Origin of the sequence: Phytohabitans flavus (assembly GCF_011764545.1) — a bacterium.
In the GTDB taxonomy this organism is placed as follows: domain Bacteria; phylum Actinomycetota; class Actinomycetes; order Mycobacteriales; family Micromonosporaceae; genus Phytohabitans; species Phytohabitans flavus.
The window spans coordinates 2,106,440-2,121,764 of record NZ_AP022870.1 but is presented as its reverse complement, the minus strand read 5'-3'; the positions used below and the strand labels follow the sequence as shown (position 1 = coordinate 2,121,764).

17 protein-coding genes and 2 pseudogenes are annotated in these 15,325 nt (G+C 71.4%); 4 read left to right on the top strand and 15 right to left on the bottom strand.

The genetic code is table 11. From position 1 onward, the window contains the following. Positions 1-58 precede the first annotated feature (58 nt). Positions 59-2,452, top strand: a complete 2,394-nt coding sequence (locus Pflav_RS09000; RefSeq protein WP_173035305.1) for a beta-xylosidase/alpha-l-arabinosidase — start codon at positions 59-61, stop codon at positions 2,450-2,452. Positions 2,453-2,688: 236 nt separating this feature from the next. After that, entirely contained in the window at positions 2,689-3,741 is a 1,053-nt protein-coding gene (locus tag Pflav_RS08995) for a sulfotransferase family protein (protein WP_197938231.1), read from the top strand. 11 nt (positions 3,742-3,752) lie between these two features. Here the strand turns inward: Pflav_RS08995 and Pflav_RS08990 are convergent, their stop codons facing one another. The 5 genes from Pflav_RS08990 to Pflav_RS08970 form a co-directional block, all read right to left on the bottom strand. Then, positions 3,753-4,163: a hypothetical protein gene (locus tag Pflav_RS08990; RefSeq protein ID WP_173035301.1), complete on the bottom strand. Its 411-nt coding sequence runs from the start codon at positions 4,161-4,163 to the stop codon at positions 3,753-3,755. Continuing rightward, positions 4,160-4,678 (bottom strand): peptidoglycan recognition protein family protein, encoded by a 519-nt coding sequence (locus Pflav_RS08985; protein WP_173035299.1) that lies wholly within the window; start codon positions 4,676-4,678, stop codon positions 4,160-4,162. The genes Pflav_RS08990 and Pflav_RS08985 overlap by 4 nt, the downstream gene beginning before the upstream one ends. A gap of 96 nt (positions 4,679-4,774) precedes the next feature. After that, positions 4,775-5,641 carry a DUF72 domain-containing protein gene (locus tag Pflav_RS08980; protein WP_173035297.1) on the bottom strand — a complete coding sequence of 289 codons (867 nt, stop codon included), beginning with the start codon at positions 5,639-5,641 and terminating at the stop codon, positions 4,775-4,777. Between the two features lie 50 nt (positions 5,642-5,691). After that, positions 5,692-6,318: a nucleoside/nucleotide kinase family protein gene (locus Pflav_RS08975; RefSeq protein WP_173035295.1), complete on the bottom strand. Its 627-nt coding sequence runs from the start codon at positions 6,316-6,318 to the stop codon at positions 5,692-5,694. A gap of 14 nt (positions 6,319-6,332) precedes the next feature. Then, positions 6,333-6,824, bottom strand: a complete 492-nt coding sequence (locus tag Pflav_RS08970; RefSeq protein ID WP_269474478.1) for a winged helix-turn-helix domain-containing protein — start codon at positions 6,822-6,824, stop codon at positions 6,333-6,335. Positions 6,825-7,394: 570 nt separating this feature from the next. On the opposite strand from Pflav_RS08970, the gene Pflav_RS08965 reads away from it, so the two are divergent. Further along, a complete protein-coding gene (locus Pflav_RS08965; protein ID WP_173042318.1) occupies positions 7,395-8,234 on the top strand; it encodes an MFS transporter permease in 840 nt (279 codons plus the stop codon). On the opposite strand, the gene Pflav_RS08960 is transcribed toward Pflav_RS08965, so the two are convergent. Next, complete coding sequence (locus tag Pflav_RS08960) at positions 8,225-8,611, bottom strand: thiol-disulfide oxidoreductase DCC family protein (protein WP_173035291.1); 387 nt, start codon at positions 8,609-8,611, stop codon at positions 8,225-8,227. The genes Pflav_RS08965 and Pflav_RS08960 overlap by 10 nt on opposite strands. A gap of 81 nt (positions 8,612-8,692) precedes the next feature. Here Pflav_RS08960 and Pflav_RS08955 point away from each other — a divergent pair, with 81 nt between their 5' ends. Next, positions 8,693-9,583 (top strand): AMIN-like domain-containing (lipo)protein, encoded by an 891-nt coding sequence (locus tag Pflav_RS08955; protein ID WP_173035289.1) that lies wholly within the window; start codon positions 8,693-8,695, stop codon positions 9,581-9,583. A 1,016-nt stretch (positions 9,584-10,599) separates the two neighbouring features. Here Pflav_RS08955 and Pflav_RS47890 read toward each other — a convergent pair. The 9 genes and pseudogenes from Pflav_RS47890 to Pflav_RS45150 all read right to left on the bottom strand — a co-directional run. Further along, positions 10,600-11,063, bottom strand: a pseudogene (locus tag Pflav_RS47890) (winged helix-turn-helix domain-containing protein). Positions 11,064-11,176: 113 nt separating this feature from the next. Continuing rightward, positions 11,177-11,674, bottom strand: coding sequence for a rhodanese-like domain-containing protein (locus tag Pflav_RS08940; RefSeq protein ID WP_173035285.1), 498 nt, complete (start codon positions 11,672-11,674; stop codon positions 11,177-11,179). Further along, positions 11,671-12,120, bottom strand: a complete 450-nt coding sequence (locus tag Pflav_RS08935) for a cysteine dioxygenase (protein ID WP_173035284.1) — start codon at positions 12,118-12,120, stop codon at positions 11,671-11,673. The genes Pflav_RS08940 and Pflav_RS08935 overlap by 4 nt, the downstream gene beginning before the upstream one ends. Before the next feature lie 54 nt (positions 12,121-12,174). Further along, entirely contained in the window at positions 12,175-12,588 is a 414-nt protein-coding gene (locus Pflav_RS45160) for a substrate-binding domain-containing protein (protein ID WP_232071131.1), read from the bottom strand. After that, on the bottom strand, positions 12,534-13,301 hold the full coding sequence (locus Pflav_RS08930) for an ABC transporter substrate-binding protein (protein WP_232071130.1): 768 nt from the start codon (positions 13,299-13,301) through the stop codon (positions 12,534-12,536). The genes Pflav_RS45160 and Pflav_RS08930 overlap by 55 nt, the downstream gene beginning before the upstream one ends. Positions 13,302-13,323: 22 nt before the next feature. Further along, positions 13,324-14,043 (bottom strand): ABC transporter permease, encoded by a 720-nt coding sequence (locus Pflav_RS08925; RefSeq protein ID WP_232071128.1) that lies wholly within the window; start codon positions 14,041-14,043, stop codon positions 13,324-13,326. Positions 14,044-14,065: 22 nt separating this feature from the next. Further along, positions 14,066-14,839: an ABC transporter ATP-binding protein gene (locus tag Pflav_RS08920; RefSeq protein ID WP_173035280.1), complete on the bottom strand. Its 774-nt coding sequence runs from the start codon at positions 14,837-14,839 to the stop codon at positions 14,066-14,068. Beyond that, a complete protein-coding gene (locus Pflav_RS45155; RefSeq protein ID WP_232071126.1) occupies positions 14,836-15,114 on the bottom strand; it encodes a hypothetical protein in 279 nt (92 codons plus the stop codon). Before Pflav_RS45155 ends, Pflav_RS08920 begins: the two co-directional genes overlap by 4 nt. Continuing rightward, positions 15,072-15,317: pseudogene (locus tag Pflav_RS45150) on the bottom strand (ABC transporter permease subunit); the annotation flags it as partial. The pseudogene Pflav_RS45150 and the gene Pflav_RS45155, both read right to left, overlap by 43 nt. Positions 15,318-15,325 lie beyond the last annotated feature (8 nt).

Here is a 15,325-nt window from a genome sequence, read left to right as displayed (position 1 = left end):
CATGCCCGATAACACATGCTGAAAACAACTGTGTTGCAGACGACAGGAGCACTCTTCGATGAGTGATCGGAGCGCCGCGGCGCCGGACGCGGTGACCATCCCCGAGCCGTGGCAGGACCCGAGCCTCCCGCCGGAGAAGCGGGTCGCCGACCTGCTCGGCCGGCTGACGCTCGAGGAGAAGGTCGCCCAGCTGTACAGCGTCTGGATCGGGGCCAACGCCACGGTCGACGACATGGCGCCGCAGCAGCACGAGCTGGTCGACGACTCGCTCGACTGGGCACACCTGATCCGTACCGGCCTCGGGCAGCTGACCCGCCCGTTCGGCACGGCGCCGGTCGACCCGGCCCTCGGCGCCCGGGCACTGGCCCGCATGCAGGTTGAGCTCGTTGCCGCCGGCCGGTTCGGGATCCCGGCCGTCGCGCACGAGGAGTGCCTGTGCGGCGTGATGACCTGGGGCGCCACCGTCTACCCGACGCCGCTCGCCTGGGGTGCGACCTTCAACCCCGCGCTGGTCGAGCGGATGGCCGCACGCATCGGCGCCGACATGCGCCGCCTCGGCCTGCACCAGGGCCTCGCGCCGGTGCTCGACGTGACGCGGGACGCGCGGTGGGGCCGCACCGAGGAGACGATCGGCGAGGACCCGTACCTTGTCGCGACCCTCGCCACGGGGTACGTGCGGGGGCTGGAGTCGGCCGGCGTGGTCGCCACCCTCAAGCACTTCGCCGGATACTCCGCTTCCCGCGCGGGCCGCAACTTCGGACCCGTGCACATGGGCCCGCGCGAGCTGGCCGACGTGCTGCTGCTGCCGTTCGAGATGGCGGTCCGGGACGGCGGCGCCCGGTCGGTGATGCACGCGTACACCGAGATCGACGGCATGCCCGCCGCGGCCAACCCGGCGCTGCTCACCGGCCTGCTGCGCGACGAGTGGGGCTTCACCGGCACGGTCGTCGCCGACTACTTCGGAGTGTCCTTCCTGGAGCTGCACCACGGCCTGGCCGAGGGACCGGTCGAGGCCGCGGCCGTCGCGCTCTCCGCCGGGGTCGACGTCGAGCTTCCGGCGGTACGGTGCTTCGGCCCCGGGTTCGTGGCGGCGGTACGGGATGGCGCGATCCCGGAGTCGCTCGTCGACCGGGCCGCCGCCCGCGTGCTCCGGCAGAAGATCGAGCTGGGCCTGCTGGACCTCGACTGGAGCCCCTTCCCGGCAGAGCTGGACGCCGCGGGCGACGCCCCGATCGACGGCCTCATCGACCTGGACCCACCCGCCGGCCGGGCGCTCGCCCGCGAGGTCGCCGAGGAGTCGGTGGTGCTGCTCGCCAACGACGGCGGCGCCCTCCCGCTCCGCCCCGACGCGCGGATCGCCGTCATCGGCCCGCTCGCCGACCGCGCCACCGGGATGCTCGGCTGCTACACGTTCCCCGCGCACGTCGGCATCCACCACCCCGAGCTGCCGGCCGGCGTGGCCATCCCCAGCCCGCTCGAGTCCCTGCGCGCCGAGCTGCCCGGGGCCGCCTTCACGCACGTACCCGGATGCGACGTCAGCGGACGCGACACCGAGGGATTCGCCGCGGCGCTGGCCGCCGCGGAGGCCGCCGACGTTGTCGTCGCGGTGCTCGGCGACCGCGCGGGCATCTTCGGCGACTCCACCTCCGGCGAAGGCTGCGACGCGGAGAGCCTCGACCTGCCCGGCGTGCAGCCGGCGCTGCTGGAAGCGCTGCTCGGCACCGGCACGCCGGTGGTGGCGGTGCTGCTGACCGGCCGGCCGTACGCGCTGGGCGCCTACGCCGACCGCCTCGCCGCCACCGTGCAGGCGTTCTTCCCCGGCGAGGAGGGCGGCCCCGCGGTCGCCGGCGTCCTCTCCGGCCGCGTCTGCCCCTCCGGCCGCCTCCCGGTCAGCGTCCCCCGCCGCCCGGCCGGCGGACCGTCCACGTACCTGGGCCCGACGCTGGCGCACGCCAACTCGGTCACCTCGGTCGACCCGACCCCGCTGTACCCGTTCGGGCACGGCCTCTCCTACACGGCCTTCGCCTGGGACGGCGTGCGCGTCGACGGCGCGACCCCCGACCCCGACACGCCGGTCGAGGTGCCGACCGACGGCGCGGTCACGGTCTCGCTGACCGTGCACAACATCGGCGACCGCCCCGGCGCCGACGTGGTCCAGCTCTACCTCCACGACCCCATCGCGCAGGTCACCCGCCCGGTGATCCGCCTGATCGGGTACGCGCGGGTGGCACTCGCCCCCGGCCAGTCCCGCCGCGTCGACTTCCGGGTGCACGCCGACCTGTCCGCGTTCACCGGCCGCGCCGGCACCCGGGTCGTCGAGCCGGGCGCACTGGAGCTACGCATCTCCCGCTCCAGCGCGGACGTCGCCCACACGGTCGCCCTCAAGCTGACCGGCCCCGAACGCCAGGTCGGCACCGACCGCCAGCTCACGACGGAGGTCACCCTCCACTAGCCGACCCGGGCAGTTGATCAGGGACTTCGTGGGCGAGTCGTCCCGCGTGTCCCTCCACCAACTCCCTGATCAACCCCGCCGGGCTAGAGGTTGTGTGTCGCGGAGGGTGAGGCCGCGGGAGCAGCGGTCCGGACCATCGCGGACGTCGCGGTAGCTCAATCTCTTGGAGGGGTCTTCAGCGGATCCGTCAGATGGTGGACATCTGGCATTCAGGAACGTTGATCAGACTGCCCCGCGTGAAAGCCCGCCCCCGGCCGGTCCTGATGATCCCCCTGCGCCGCTGCGGCAGCCACGCGCTGCGGCTGCGCCTCGGGCTCAACCCCCAGTGCTACGCGCCGTACCCGCTGCACGTCGTCGACCTCATGCCCGCGCTCCCCCTCTACGGTGACCTGGACGACGACCGCGCGTACTTCCAGCTCGTCGTCGACGTGGTCGGCCTCCAGGCGGCCAGCCTCGTGAAGTGGCCGGACGCGGCCTTCGACCCGGTCGAGGTCTTCGACGCCATCCGCGACCAGCCGCGCAGCGTCCACCGCGTGACGTGGGAGCTGCTGCTGCGCGGGGCCGAGCGGCGCGGCGCGCGGGTGGCGCTCGACAAGTCGCTGGACAGCGTCCACTACGCGGCCGAGCAGTTGGCGCTCTTTCCCGACCTGCGGTTCGTCAACGTCGTACGCGACCCGCGCGCCCAGGTGGCGTCGATGAACGCGGCCGTCATCCACGACTTCGACACGCTGCTCAACACGCGCACCTGGGTACGGGCCCACGAGGCCGGCCGCGCGCTGGCCGCCGCCCATCCGGAGCGCGTGCTGACCGTCCGCTACGAGGACTTCCTCGCCGACGACGAGCACACGCTCCGCGCCATCTGCGCCTTCCTCGACATCGACTTCCTGCCCGCGATGCGTGACGTCAGCACCTCCAGCGAGGCCCGCCAGATCTCCCGCCTCTCCGCCCTCTGGTCCTCCAACACCCTGCCGCCGGTACCGGCGAACGCGGACAAGTTCCGAAGCACGCTCCGCCTGCCGGAGATCGAGGTCATCGAAACGCTCGCGGGCGGCCTGATGGACCACTACGGCTACCCGCGCATGACCGCGGCGTCCGCCCCGGCGGCGGCGCTGGACGTGGACGCCGCCGCGATCCGGTCGGAGCGCGAGCGGCTGCGGTCGTGGGAGGCCCTGGAGCGGACCAACCACCGCGACCACACGCTGCGCACCTTCCGCGGCGACTACCTGGCCACCGTCCAATCGCGACTGCGCCGCCGCACGCCCGCGGCCGTCCAGGCCACGCCCGGCTGACCCGCCGGGGGTCAGCCGTCGACCAGGAGGGAGCCCACCTCGGCGGCGCGGTCGCCGAGGATCTCGCGCAGGCGGGCGGCGATCTGCTCGGTGGTCTCGCCGGCGCTGACGGCGGTCAGGACCTCGCCCGGTACGCCCTCGATCCGCGTGCCGATCGTGTCGAGGTCCTTCTGGAGCTGCTTCTTGGTCTCCTCGTCGATGTGGCTGACCGCGGTGGCCAGCGCCTTCACCGCGCCGGTCATCCAGTCCGCCCACACGTGCATCGGGACCCGACCGGGGCCGGTGGGGCTGGGCACGCCCTTCGCCAGCACCCAGTGCGAATCCCTGAGCTGGCTGGCCTGCTCCGGAGTCATGTCCTCAACGTCCTCTCCGATTTTCGCGCCGCCGAGCGACTTCTTCACGTCCTCGCGGAACTTCTTCATGTCGAAAGTGGGGTCGGTCTTCGTCGATGTCTGCCCGCGCGGTGGGGGCTGGGCTGGTGCTCCTTGTGCCCCGCGATCCGGCTGACCGGGATGTCCAGGCGGCGGGCCAGGGCGGCGACACCACGGACGTACGAGGTGTACTGCCGCTCCGTCCACCGCTCACTGTCCTTGTTGGAGTGCTGCGCCTCGATGCCGAGCAGGACCGAGTTTCCGAAGCCGCGGTTGGGACCGGCCCAGCCGACGCGGTTGTGGTTGCATTTGCCGGAGGCGACCACGTGCCAGTGCCCGGTGCGGGACAGGTACAGCTGGGCGATCGGCGGCGGCGCCGTCGACGAGCCGTGCAGCAGCGTGCTGATCTCACCGTCGTCGGTGGAGTTCAGCCCGCCCGCGGTGGCGTGGCAGGTGATGCCGCGGATCTCGCCGAGCGAGCCGCCGCGGGTCTTCCAGCCGGGGACCTCGTGCACGGTGAGACCGGCATCCCGGAGTACCTGCGCGAGCCACAGTAGACGTGCCATGACCGGATTCTGATCCCGGCCGGTAAGGACCGTCTACGGTTGATCGTCCACTACCACAGTCGCATAGTGGACAGCATCAGACATCGCGTGACTGGTTCAGGTAAGCAGCTCGATGAGCTGGCCCGCGTTTCGCTGGGCGTAGTCGCTGTAGCAGTTGTTGGTCAGAACGTGCATCTGTTCTGCCTGGCTGGCCAGCTTCTTCAGTTTAGGTGCCCAGTCTTTGAGCTCGCGGTCGGTGTACAGGTAACCGAACTTCTCGTGGATGTCGTTGCTCGTCCACTTCTCGCTATGTCCGTGGAAACGCACCACCGCGAGGTCAGCGGTCGCGGCGAGTACCGGCGGGATCGACGACTTGTACCCCTGTGGCATGTCGACCGACACGTACGGCAGCTTGTGTTCGCGCAGGAACTCCAGCGTCTCGTCGCGGTTTCCGCCCTCGAACCAGGAGGCGTGCCGAAACTCGTACACCGCGCGTAGCGGCCGCACCCGGCGCTGCACCTCCAGCAGGTACTGCTTGTTGGAGCGACGGATCGTGAACCACGGCGGAAACTGGAACAGCAGCGCGCCGAGCTTGCCCGCGTCGACAAGCGGCTGGAGCGCCGAGAGGAAGCGCTCCCACACCTGTTCGTACGCGGCCGGCTCAAGGTCGCCGGGATAGACGTTCTTCTTCTCGGTCTCCGGCCGGAGGTCCTTGTAGAGCGCCGAGACCTTGGTGGGGTGGCCGGTCAGCAGGCTGAAGGCCTTGATGTTGAACGTGAAGCCGGGCGGGGTGCGCTCCGCCCACAGCGCGGCGGTCTGCTCGGCGGGCGGTGAGTAGTACGTGGCATCGACCTCGACCAGCGGAAACTTCTCCGCGTAGAAGCCCAGCCGCTTTTCCGGCGTGTCCGCGCCCGCCGGGTACCACCCGGATTCGAGCAGCGTGCGGTCGGTCCAGGAGGCGGTGCCGACCTTGATCTCACCCACGCCCCCAGTCTGCCCGAGAGCGGTGCCGGCCGCCGGGTAGCCAGCGATGATCAGACCAGTACCAACGCTGGGTGCCGGGGGTCGTCGACGCGCACGACCACGTCGGCGAAGGCGGCGGGGTCGACCTCGTCCGTGTACCGAGCGTAGGCGGGCAGCGTCCACCGCAGGTCGGCTGGCATCCGCCGGTCCAGCGCCGCGGGCGACAGGACCAGGTGGAAGGCGACGTCGAACTCCAGGCCCCCGCCGAGCAGCATGGGGCCGCTCACGAGTACGGCGCCGCCGGGCGGGACGGTCACGTAGGGCGCGCGGGTGGCCCGGTCGGTCACCGGGTCCCAGAGGCTGGGCAGCACCCGCCCGGCACCGCCCGGAGTGAGCGGGTCGAGCACCTCGCGGCGCAGCCCCGCCTCGTCCAGCCAGCCCATGTAGAAGGCATCCGGGTTGTCCCGCCCGTACTCGAAGCGGAGCGACGCCGGGCGCAGGAACCCGCCGGCCGGGATGTGGACGGCGGGCCGCCCGCGGGCCCGGAGCGGGTCCACGAGCGCGGCGGCGAGGCGGTCCGGGTCGGCCGGTGGCGGCCCGTCGACCGCGACCCGGAGCCACTGGCCGGCACGGTCGGCGACGAGCCGGTCGGCCAGCTCCTCGACCAGCAGATCCGGAGCGATGGGACGGACACGCATCCCACGAGCCTGCCTCAGGCGTCGCGGTCCACGATCACCCGGGCGTCGTCTGCCAAGCGGTAGCCCACCCCGTACACGGTCGTGACCAGCGGCACCTGCATGCCGATCTTGGAACGGAGGCGCCGGATGTGCACGTCGACCGTACGGGCGCCGGCGTGCTCGTACCCCCAGACGCCGGTCAGCAGCTGGATGCGGCTGAAGACGCGGCGCGGGTTTTCGGCCAGGAAGAGCAGCAGGTCGAACTCAAGGCGGGTCAGCCGCAGCGCCTCGTCCCCGAGCAGGACCGTCCGGGACGCGGCCAGGACGCGCAGCGCGCCCTCGCCCGCCGGGGCGGCCGGGCTGGGGAGTGGCTCGTCGCCGTCATCCTCGAGCTCCGGCTCGAGCGGCGGCGGCGAGAGGCTCACCGTGCCCTCGCCGCGCTCGACAAGCTCGCGGGCCACCTCGAGGAGGCGGAAAGCTTGTGGGGTCAGCCCGTCGTCACTGGCGAGCGGAATCGAAAATGTCACGGTGAGTGTAGGTGAGCCGCCAGCCGGGCGGCGACCGCCGGGCGTCCGGCCCGGCCCAGGTGGCTGCGACAAGTGCCACCCGTTGCGGATAGTAGTGGCGACGACCGACATGGGTCCTCCTCAACGATCGGATATCGCCCGCGCGCCCGGCACGTCAATTGGGCCGGTGTTAGCACGCGAGACGAATCCCCAGGAAACTCGAGTTTCTACAGCGGTGTCGCAGGGCGAATTCCCGGCGACATTCCAACCGTCAATCGGTTTCCGACCAGGGAGAGACCCAACCGTACGGTAGGACTAATAGAGGCGCGGAAGGCACGCGAGTATCCCCAACAGACCGCATGACACGATCGTCCCGGCAAGCCCCGTCCGCGGTCAATAGGCTGAGCGTTGCAGAAATGTGATAATCGACAACCTTTGCAGGAATCGATATCTTTCGCTTGATTTGACCGGCGAAAGGGCCTGCGACGCCGCGGTAATACCGTCCGGTATCGTAGCCGCGAGGTGGATACGCTGACGAACCCGGGGCGGGCACCACGCCCGCCGGCCACGGTGGCGGCCGGTGCGGCAGCCCTGAGAAGGTGGCTCTTCGAGCCGGTGCCGCGCGGCCGGATCGCCGCCTTCCGCACGCTTGTCTACCTCTTCGTCGTCGCCGACCTGACCGTGCTCACGCCCTGGGTGCGCACGCACGCGGACGTGCCCGGCGACATGTACCAACCGCTGCTCGTCGGCCGGCTGCTGCCGCTGCCGACGCCCACTCCCCTGCTGGTACACGGCATCTTCTGGGCCTTGATCGTCTTAAGCCTGGCGGCCGCGACCGGGCGGGCGCCGCGGCTGTTGGGCTGGACGGTCTTCGCGCTCTACTTCGAGTGGATGATCATCGCGATGAGCTACGGGAAGGTGGACCACGACAGGTTCGGCTTCCTCGTGGCGCTCGCCGTGCTCCCCACGGTGGGACGGGCCCGGCACGGCGACTCCACCCCGAGCGAGGCCGGCGGGTGGGCGCTGCGGGCGACCCAGATCGCGGTGGTGTGCACGTACTTCCTGGCCGCGTTCGCCAAGCTCCGCTTCGGCGGGATCGACTGGGTGACCGGCTCGGTGCTGGCCCGCGCGATCATCCGGCGGGGCACCGACTTCGCCGACCTGATCGCCCAGGTGCCGTACCTGCTGATCGCGGCGCAGTTCGGGATCGTGGCGTTCGAGCTGCTCAGTCCGCTGATCTTCGTGCTGCGCGGCCGTTGGCGGTACGCCGGTGTCGCGTTCCTATACACGTTCCACCTGTTCACGTTCGCGGCGATCACGATCTCGTTCGCCCCGCACCTGGCGGCGATGACGTCGTTCCTGCCGCTGGAGAAGGTGCGCCCGGTCGAGTGGCTCAGGTCGCGCGCCGGTGCCAGGGTCCTTCAGACCTGAGCGTCCCGCGGCGGCACGGCGCAGGCGGCGGTACCACCTGGCATGCGGTGGCGGTTGCGGGCCACCCAGCGGTACGCGGGCCAGGCCAGCGCGCGTACCGGCGGTACGCGAAGCACGGCCCCGGCCACCTGCCACCAGGGCCGGCTGGAGCGCAGCAGCTCGGCGATCGCGTCCGGCCCGGCCGCGGTGACGCGCGTGGCGGGATCCACCCACTGCACGGCCTCGGCGCACTGCTCGGCGGTCAGCCCGAGCGCGTCAAGCTCGGCGAACTGCCACGGCACGATCCGGGCCGGGGTCGGGACCCAGCGCTTGGCGAACTCCGCGCTCGAGGTGCAAAACGCGCAGTCCCCGTCGTACACGAAGGTCGGTTGATCCATACCTCCATCGTGCCGCAACCGGCGGTAAACCGCCGGGGCATCCGCCGCGTCTGCCTCGCACCACAGACTCAGGAGGTAGACATGTGGATCAGGTACCCGCTCGCGGTGCTCGCCCTCGCCGCGCCCGTCCTCGTCGCGACCGGCGCCGCCGCCGGCACCGCTGACCTGCCCGCACCCACGCGGACCAAGCCGATCGTGGGCACCGCCACGGCACCGCCGGACAGACCGGTGCTCACCGGCGTGCGGCACGGGCGGCACGACCGGTACGACCGCGTGGTGTTCGACTTCACCGGCGGTACGCCCGCCTACCGCGTCGAGTACGCCCCGCTGGCGGGCATCGGCACCGGCGACCCGATCCCGCTGACCGGGCCGGCCGACCTGCGGATCACGTTCGTCGGCGTGCCCAGGACCACCGTGAACCTGCGCGCGGTGGTCGACCCGGGCTACCCGACGCTGCGGCAGGTCCGGTTCGGCGGCGCATTCGAGGGCCGGATCCTCGCCGGACTCGGGCTCGCCGACCGGGTCGGCTTCCGGGTGCTGCGCCTGTCCAACCCGCCCCGGATCGCGGTCGACGTGGCGCACCAGGCGGCACAACCGTTCGGCACGGCCACCTTCCGCGGCGGCGGGGACGCCAACCTTGTCTCGATCGGCGCCGTCCGCTCCGGCGCGCACCCCGGCTACGACCGGCTCGTGCTAGACCTACGCGGCGCGAAGTTTCCGCTGGTGACGGTCGCCTACACGAGGCCCGCCCCAACCCGGATCCACATCGGACTCACCGCCTACACCACAGCGGCGGCCCAGGTGGCGGGCCCCCGCAAGCTCCACATCGGACTCACGCGCCTGCGCGACGTGACGATCGTGACCTACGAGAACGGCACCGCCTCGGTATTCGCCGACACAAGCCGCCGCACCGCCTTCCGGGTGATGCTGCTCCCCAACCCCACCCGCCTGGTGGTAGACGTCGAACACTAGGCACGCATCGGGGTCATCCAGAGGATCTGAGCTACCGCGATGTCCGCGGTGGTCCGGACCGCCGCTCCCGCAGCCTCACCCTCCGCGTCACACAACCAACCCCCGGCCGCCATGCCCGCCCGCAGCGCCCGGCATCGCCTCCGGCCCGATGCGGCCTCCAGCCCGGCAAGACCGCCGGTCCGATGCGGCCGCTCGGTCCAATGCGGCCGGGCGGTCCGGCCGCAGCCGGCATGGCCGGCGGTGCGGCCCGCCGGCCGTGTGGCCCGCGCGATGGGCAGAGCCGCCCGGATCTTGAAGGCTCGTCGGGCCTTTGGGTGCGTCTGTTGTCGCTGGGGCAGGAACAAACGCACCCAAAGGCCGCACGTTTCCCTTGATCGGCACGACAGCCCGACGCCAAGCAGGAGATCGTGGTCGTTTACTGTCGCGATAGCCACAGCTGAGTACCACGATCGCTCGCGTGACCCGGCCCTCTCGCGCCGATCAAGGGAAACCAGGTCTCCGCGACCGCGGCGGGGCCGCCATCACCCCGATTGAAGCCTGCGACGTGCGGACAAACCAGCGGAAAACACCCGGATCGAAGCGCCGCTCTGGACGATCGCGCCGGTCCTGGGCTGACGATCACTGACCTCGGCGCGCGGGCGGGGGCTCGTTGGGCTTTGGGTGCGTTTTCCGTTGCCATAGCAACTGGAAGCGTTCACAAAGGCGCGGCGTCGAGGTCTGGCGGACCCGGACGGCGAATGCGTCTCCAGACCTCCGCTGCGGTCACATGGGCCAGCCGGCTCCTCGATGCGGTCCTGGTTTCCGCGGGCGACCCGCCGGCACGACGCAGCGCAGCGAGCGGGCGCGCCTCCGTAGTGACCCGCCGGTGCCGCGCAGTGAGCAAGCGGGTGAGCAGCGCGGAGAGGGCGGGGCGAGCGGGCAAGGCCGCCGATCTTCGCCCGCTCGCTGGCGTGGGCAGAGGCATGGCCCGCGCGACTGGGCTGGCGTGGGCGGAGGCATGTCCGCGCGACTGGGGCTCAGCCGTCGACGAGCCGTACCGGGGCGTCGTCGGCCAGGCGGTAGCCGACCCCGTACACGGTCGTGACCAGCGGCACGCCGTCGCCGATTTTGGCGCGCAGCCGGCGCACGTGCACGTCGACGGTGCGGGCCACCGCGTGGTCGTACCCCCAGACCGCGCCGAGCAGCTGGAGCCGGGTGAAGACGCGGCGCGGGTTTTCGGCCAGGAACACCAGCAGGTCGAACTCCAGGCGGGTCAGGTCGACTGACTGGCCGCCGAGCGACACGGTCCTGGAGTCGCGGAAGACGCGGAGGCCGCTGGGATCGTCGGCCGCGGGCAGCGCGGGCGGTGCCGGGGCGCGAGTGGTGTGGGTGTGATCGTCACCGTGCCCTCCCCGCGCTCGACCAGGTCGCGGACCACCTCCAGCAGGCGGAACGCCTGCGGGCTCATCGTGTCGCCCTCCAGCGGCACCGTGAACGTCACGGTGAGCTCCGGGACGGACGTCGCCGCGGGCCGTCTGGTTGCCCGGCCCGGGCCGGTGAGCTGCTGCGGGTGGCGGCGCTGCGGGATCGCGATGACGGTCATGAAGGGGGCTCCTAGGTGGTCGGCCGTAACCGGGGGTCGCCCGGGGCGGCGGCCTGGAGGTACGTGTAGACGTTTGCGGGGCCGAACGCGGGTAGGCCGGCCAGGCGCCAGGCGGCGAACCCGCCCGCCACGTCGGTGGCGCGGTGCAGGCCGAGGTCCTGTAGGGCGGCCGCGGCGAGGGAGGACGTGTAGCCCTCCTGGCAGAAGACGATCACCGGCAGGTCGTACCGGCCGGCGATCGGGAGCCGCGCGGCGCTGCGCGGGTCGAACCGCCACTCAAGGACGTTGCGCTCGACGATCAGCGCGCCGGGGATCTCGCCGTTGGCGGCCCGCTGGGCGGCCGGGCGGATGTCGACGAGGGGCGCACCCTGGCGGTACGCGACGTGCGCCTCCTCCGGCTCCAGCCGGTGCAGCCGCGAGCGCGCCTCGGCGAGGATCTCGTCGATTCCCTTCGACCCAGCAGGAGCCCGATCAGCCGTGACGGACGGACAGGAGAGAGCCGTTCTCACCAGGAGACCCCCGCTCGCTCGACCTCGGCCACGCGGAGCTTGCCGTCGACCAGCCGGTAGCGGGTCATCGAGCGCAGCGCCGGCGCGTACGCGTGGATGCTGATCGCCGGCACGTCCCCTCGGTTGGCGACGCTGTGCACGTGGTGCGCGCCGAAGCGGCGACCGGCACCGGCGGGCAGGTCCGTCTGGCGCACCCGCCCGCCGCTCACCGTCCGCTCCACCAGCGCCCCGGAGACCACCGTGAACGCCCCGGCCGACCCGCCGTGGTCGTGCCAGTCGGTCTCCTGGCCGGGCAGCCAGGTCAGCAGCCAGACCTCGTGCTCGGTCGTCTCGGATATTCGCGCGTACCACCGCTCGACAGGGTCGTACTGAGGCTGGATGGGCCACGAGTCGGGGTCCGACGCCCACCGCCGCGCCGCGGCGAGCAAGTCCGAGAACAACGTCATGGCGCCACCCTACCCCATAAACCCCATCGGTCTAGTAGGGAAGGCGAGAATCTGTTACGCGCCACCCTCCTTCAGCTCCACCGTGGCGGGCTGGAACGACGTCCCGTTCACGTCGAGACCCTCGCCCTTGAGCGCGTCGAGCGCCTTCTGGGCGTACTCATTGGTGTACGCGGTACCGTCCGGCTGCTTGGTGATGACCGTCTGGCCGTCCTGGTTCTTCGTGCCGAGCGAGAGGTCGACGGTCTGCTTCCAGGCGGTTTCGTCGAGCAGGCCGACCCCGTTTGGCGAGGGCCAGACGAGCTTGTTGACCTCGTTCATCTGCCACAGCTGGTGGCTGGCGCCGAGCTTGGAGCCGCGCTTGACCACGAGGTCACGGCACTCCGCGGCGTTGTCCCGGCAGTACGCCCAGCCCTTCAGCGAGCCGGTGAGGAACTTAACCGCCGTGTCCTGGAAGGCGGAGTCCTGCAACTTCTCGCTGTTGGCCCACACCGCGTCCTGGAGCATCGCGGTGCCGACGTCGTTCCAGTCGAGGATCGTGAAGTCGGCCGGGTGTAGAGCGCGCCGGTCTTCGGGTTCTTCGCCTCCAGCAACTGCGCGTACTCGTTGTAGCTCATCGCCTGCGCCGCGTCGATGTCCCGCCGTAGCAGCGCCTGCATGTCGAACTGCTGCTGTACCAGCGTGACGTCCTTGCCCGGGTCGAGCCCGGCCTTGGTCATCGCCGCGAACAGCTCGAACTCGTTGCCGAAGCCCCAGTTGCCGACCTTCTTGCCCTTGAGGTCGGCGGGCGCCTTGATGCCGCTGTCCGCGAACGACACCTGGTACGTGCCGGAGCGCTGGAACACCTGGGCGATCTCGGTGATCGCCGCGCCCTGCTCCCGCGAGGCGAGCGCCTTCGGCACCCACGCGATCGCGAAGTCGGCCTGGCCCTGGGCGAGCACGGTCTGCGGCACGATGTCGACGCCGCCCTCCAGGATCTGTACGTCCAGGCCCTGCTCGCGGTAGAAGCCCTTCTCGGCCGCGGCGATGTACCCGGCGAACTGGGCCTGCACGAACCACTGGAGCTGAAGCTTGACCGTCTTGGTGCCGCCGGTGTCCCCACTCGGGGTTTCCGACTCGTCCGCGGTACCGCAGGCGGCGAGCGCGAGCACGCCCGCGAGCGCCCCACCAATCATCCTTCTCATCGCATCCTCCAGGGGGTTTGGTTTAGGGCCTACGCCACGGCGTGGCGAGCCGCTCCAGTCCGAGCGCGGCGATGTAGAAGACGAGACCGAGCACACACGCGCCGACCACGAAGGCCCAGGCACGCGGGTACGCGGTATTCGCCGCCGCCGAGGTGATGCGGGAACCGAGGCCGTCCTGAAGACCGCCGAAGTACTCCGCCACCACCGCCGCGATCACCGCCAGGGAGGACGCCTGGCGGAGACCTGTGAAGACGAACGGGAGAGCGCCGGGCAGCCGCACCAGCCGGGTGAACGTCCAGCCACCGGCGGCGTAGCTGTCCATCAGCTCCCGGTGGGTGGGGTCGACCTGGCGCAGCCCGCGCAGGGTGTTGACGAAGACGGGGAAGAAGACCACGATCGCGACCACGATGCGGCGGGGGATGCTGCTCGTCGACTCGAACATGTTGTTGAGGATCGGCGCGAGCGCGATGATCGGCAGCGCGTTGAGGGCCGCGGCCACCGGGATCGACGCCTCGCCGAGCAGCCGGAAGCGGCTGGCCACCATCGCCGCGAGGATGCCGAGCACCGCGCCGCCGACGAGCCCGACGAGCGCGTTGGTGCCGCTGGCCAGGCCGGTCTTCCAGATCACCTCGCGGCTGAGCCAGAACTGCTCCCAGATCGCCGAAGGCGCCGGCAGGACGAACGGCGCGATCCGGCCCGCCTTGACGACAAGTTCCCAGAGCGCGAGGCCCCCGATGCCCACGACGATGGGGGCAGGACGCGCTTCACGCCGCGACCTCCGTGCCGCGCAGCGCCCTCCGGACCTCGGTGATGCCGGCGAAGAAGTCGGCCGACTGCCGGGTCGCCTCATTGCGGGAGCCGAGGTCGATGTCGATGACGTCGGTGATCCGCCCCGGGCGCGGGGACATGACGACGACCCGGTCGGAGAGGTACACCGCCTCGGGGATCGAGTGGGTCACGAAGATCGTGCTCGTGCCGGTCCGCGCGCAGATCCGCAGCAGCTCGTCCTGGAGCCGCTCGCGGGTCATCTCGTCGAGGGCACCGAACGGCTCGTCCATCAACAGCAGCGGCGGGTGTACCGCGAGCGCCCGCGCGATAGCCACCCGCTGCTGCATGCCGCCGGACAGCTGCGGCGGGTAGTGCCGGGCGAAGTCGCCGAGCCCGACGAGGTCGAGCATCTCCCGGGCCCGTTCCCGCCGCTCGGACCGGGAGGCGCGGCGCAGCTCGAGCGGGAGCTCGACGTTGCGCTGGACGGTACGCCAGTCGAAGAGCCCGGCCTGCTGGAACGCGATCCCGTACTCCTGGTCGAGGCGCGCCTTCCGGGCCGGCTTGCCGGCGACGGTCACCGTACCCTCGCTGGGCGGCACAAGGTCGGCGACAAGGCGCAGCAATGTGGACTTGCCGCAGCCGGACGGCCCGATCAGCGACACAAACTGTCCACTCTCGACGGTCAGGTCCACGCCCGTGAGCGCGACGACCTGGTCGGCCCGCCCGGGGTTGAAGACCTTGCCCACACCGACCAGCTCGACCGCTGTCATGCTGCCCTCCGGCTAAGTGCGAACTCGGCGATCCCCACCAGCGCGGCCACCGCCAGGCCGAGCAGCGCCGCGCCGACCATCGCGGTGTAGACCTTGGCCGGGTCGGCGGTCGCCTCCCGGGAGTACTCGATGACGAGGCGGCCGATCCCGCCCCGCGTACCCGTGGAGATCTCCCCACCACGGCCCCGACGACGGCCGCGGCCCCCGCGAGCCGCAACGCCGGGAAGAGATAGGGCGTGGACGCGGGCAGGCGCAGCTTGACGAGCGTGTGCCACCACCCGGCCGCGTAGCTGTGCATCAGCTCCTCGGCTACCCGCGGCGGCGACTGCAAGCCCCGCAGCATCCCGACCGCGATCGGAAAGAACGCCAGGTAGGCCGCGATCGTGGCGACGGACATCCACGGCTGCCACGGGTAGGAGCCGAGCGACAGCTTCCCGCCCCACCCCGCGATGGCCGGCGCGAGGGCGATGAGCGGCACGGTCTGGG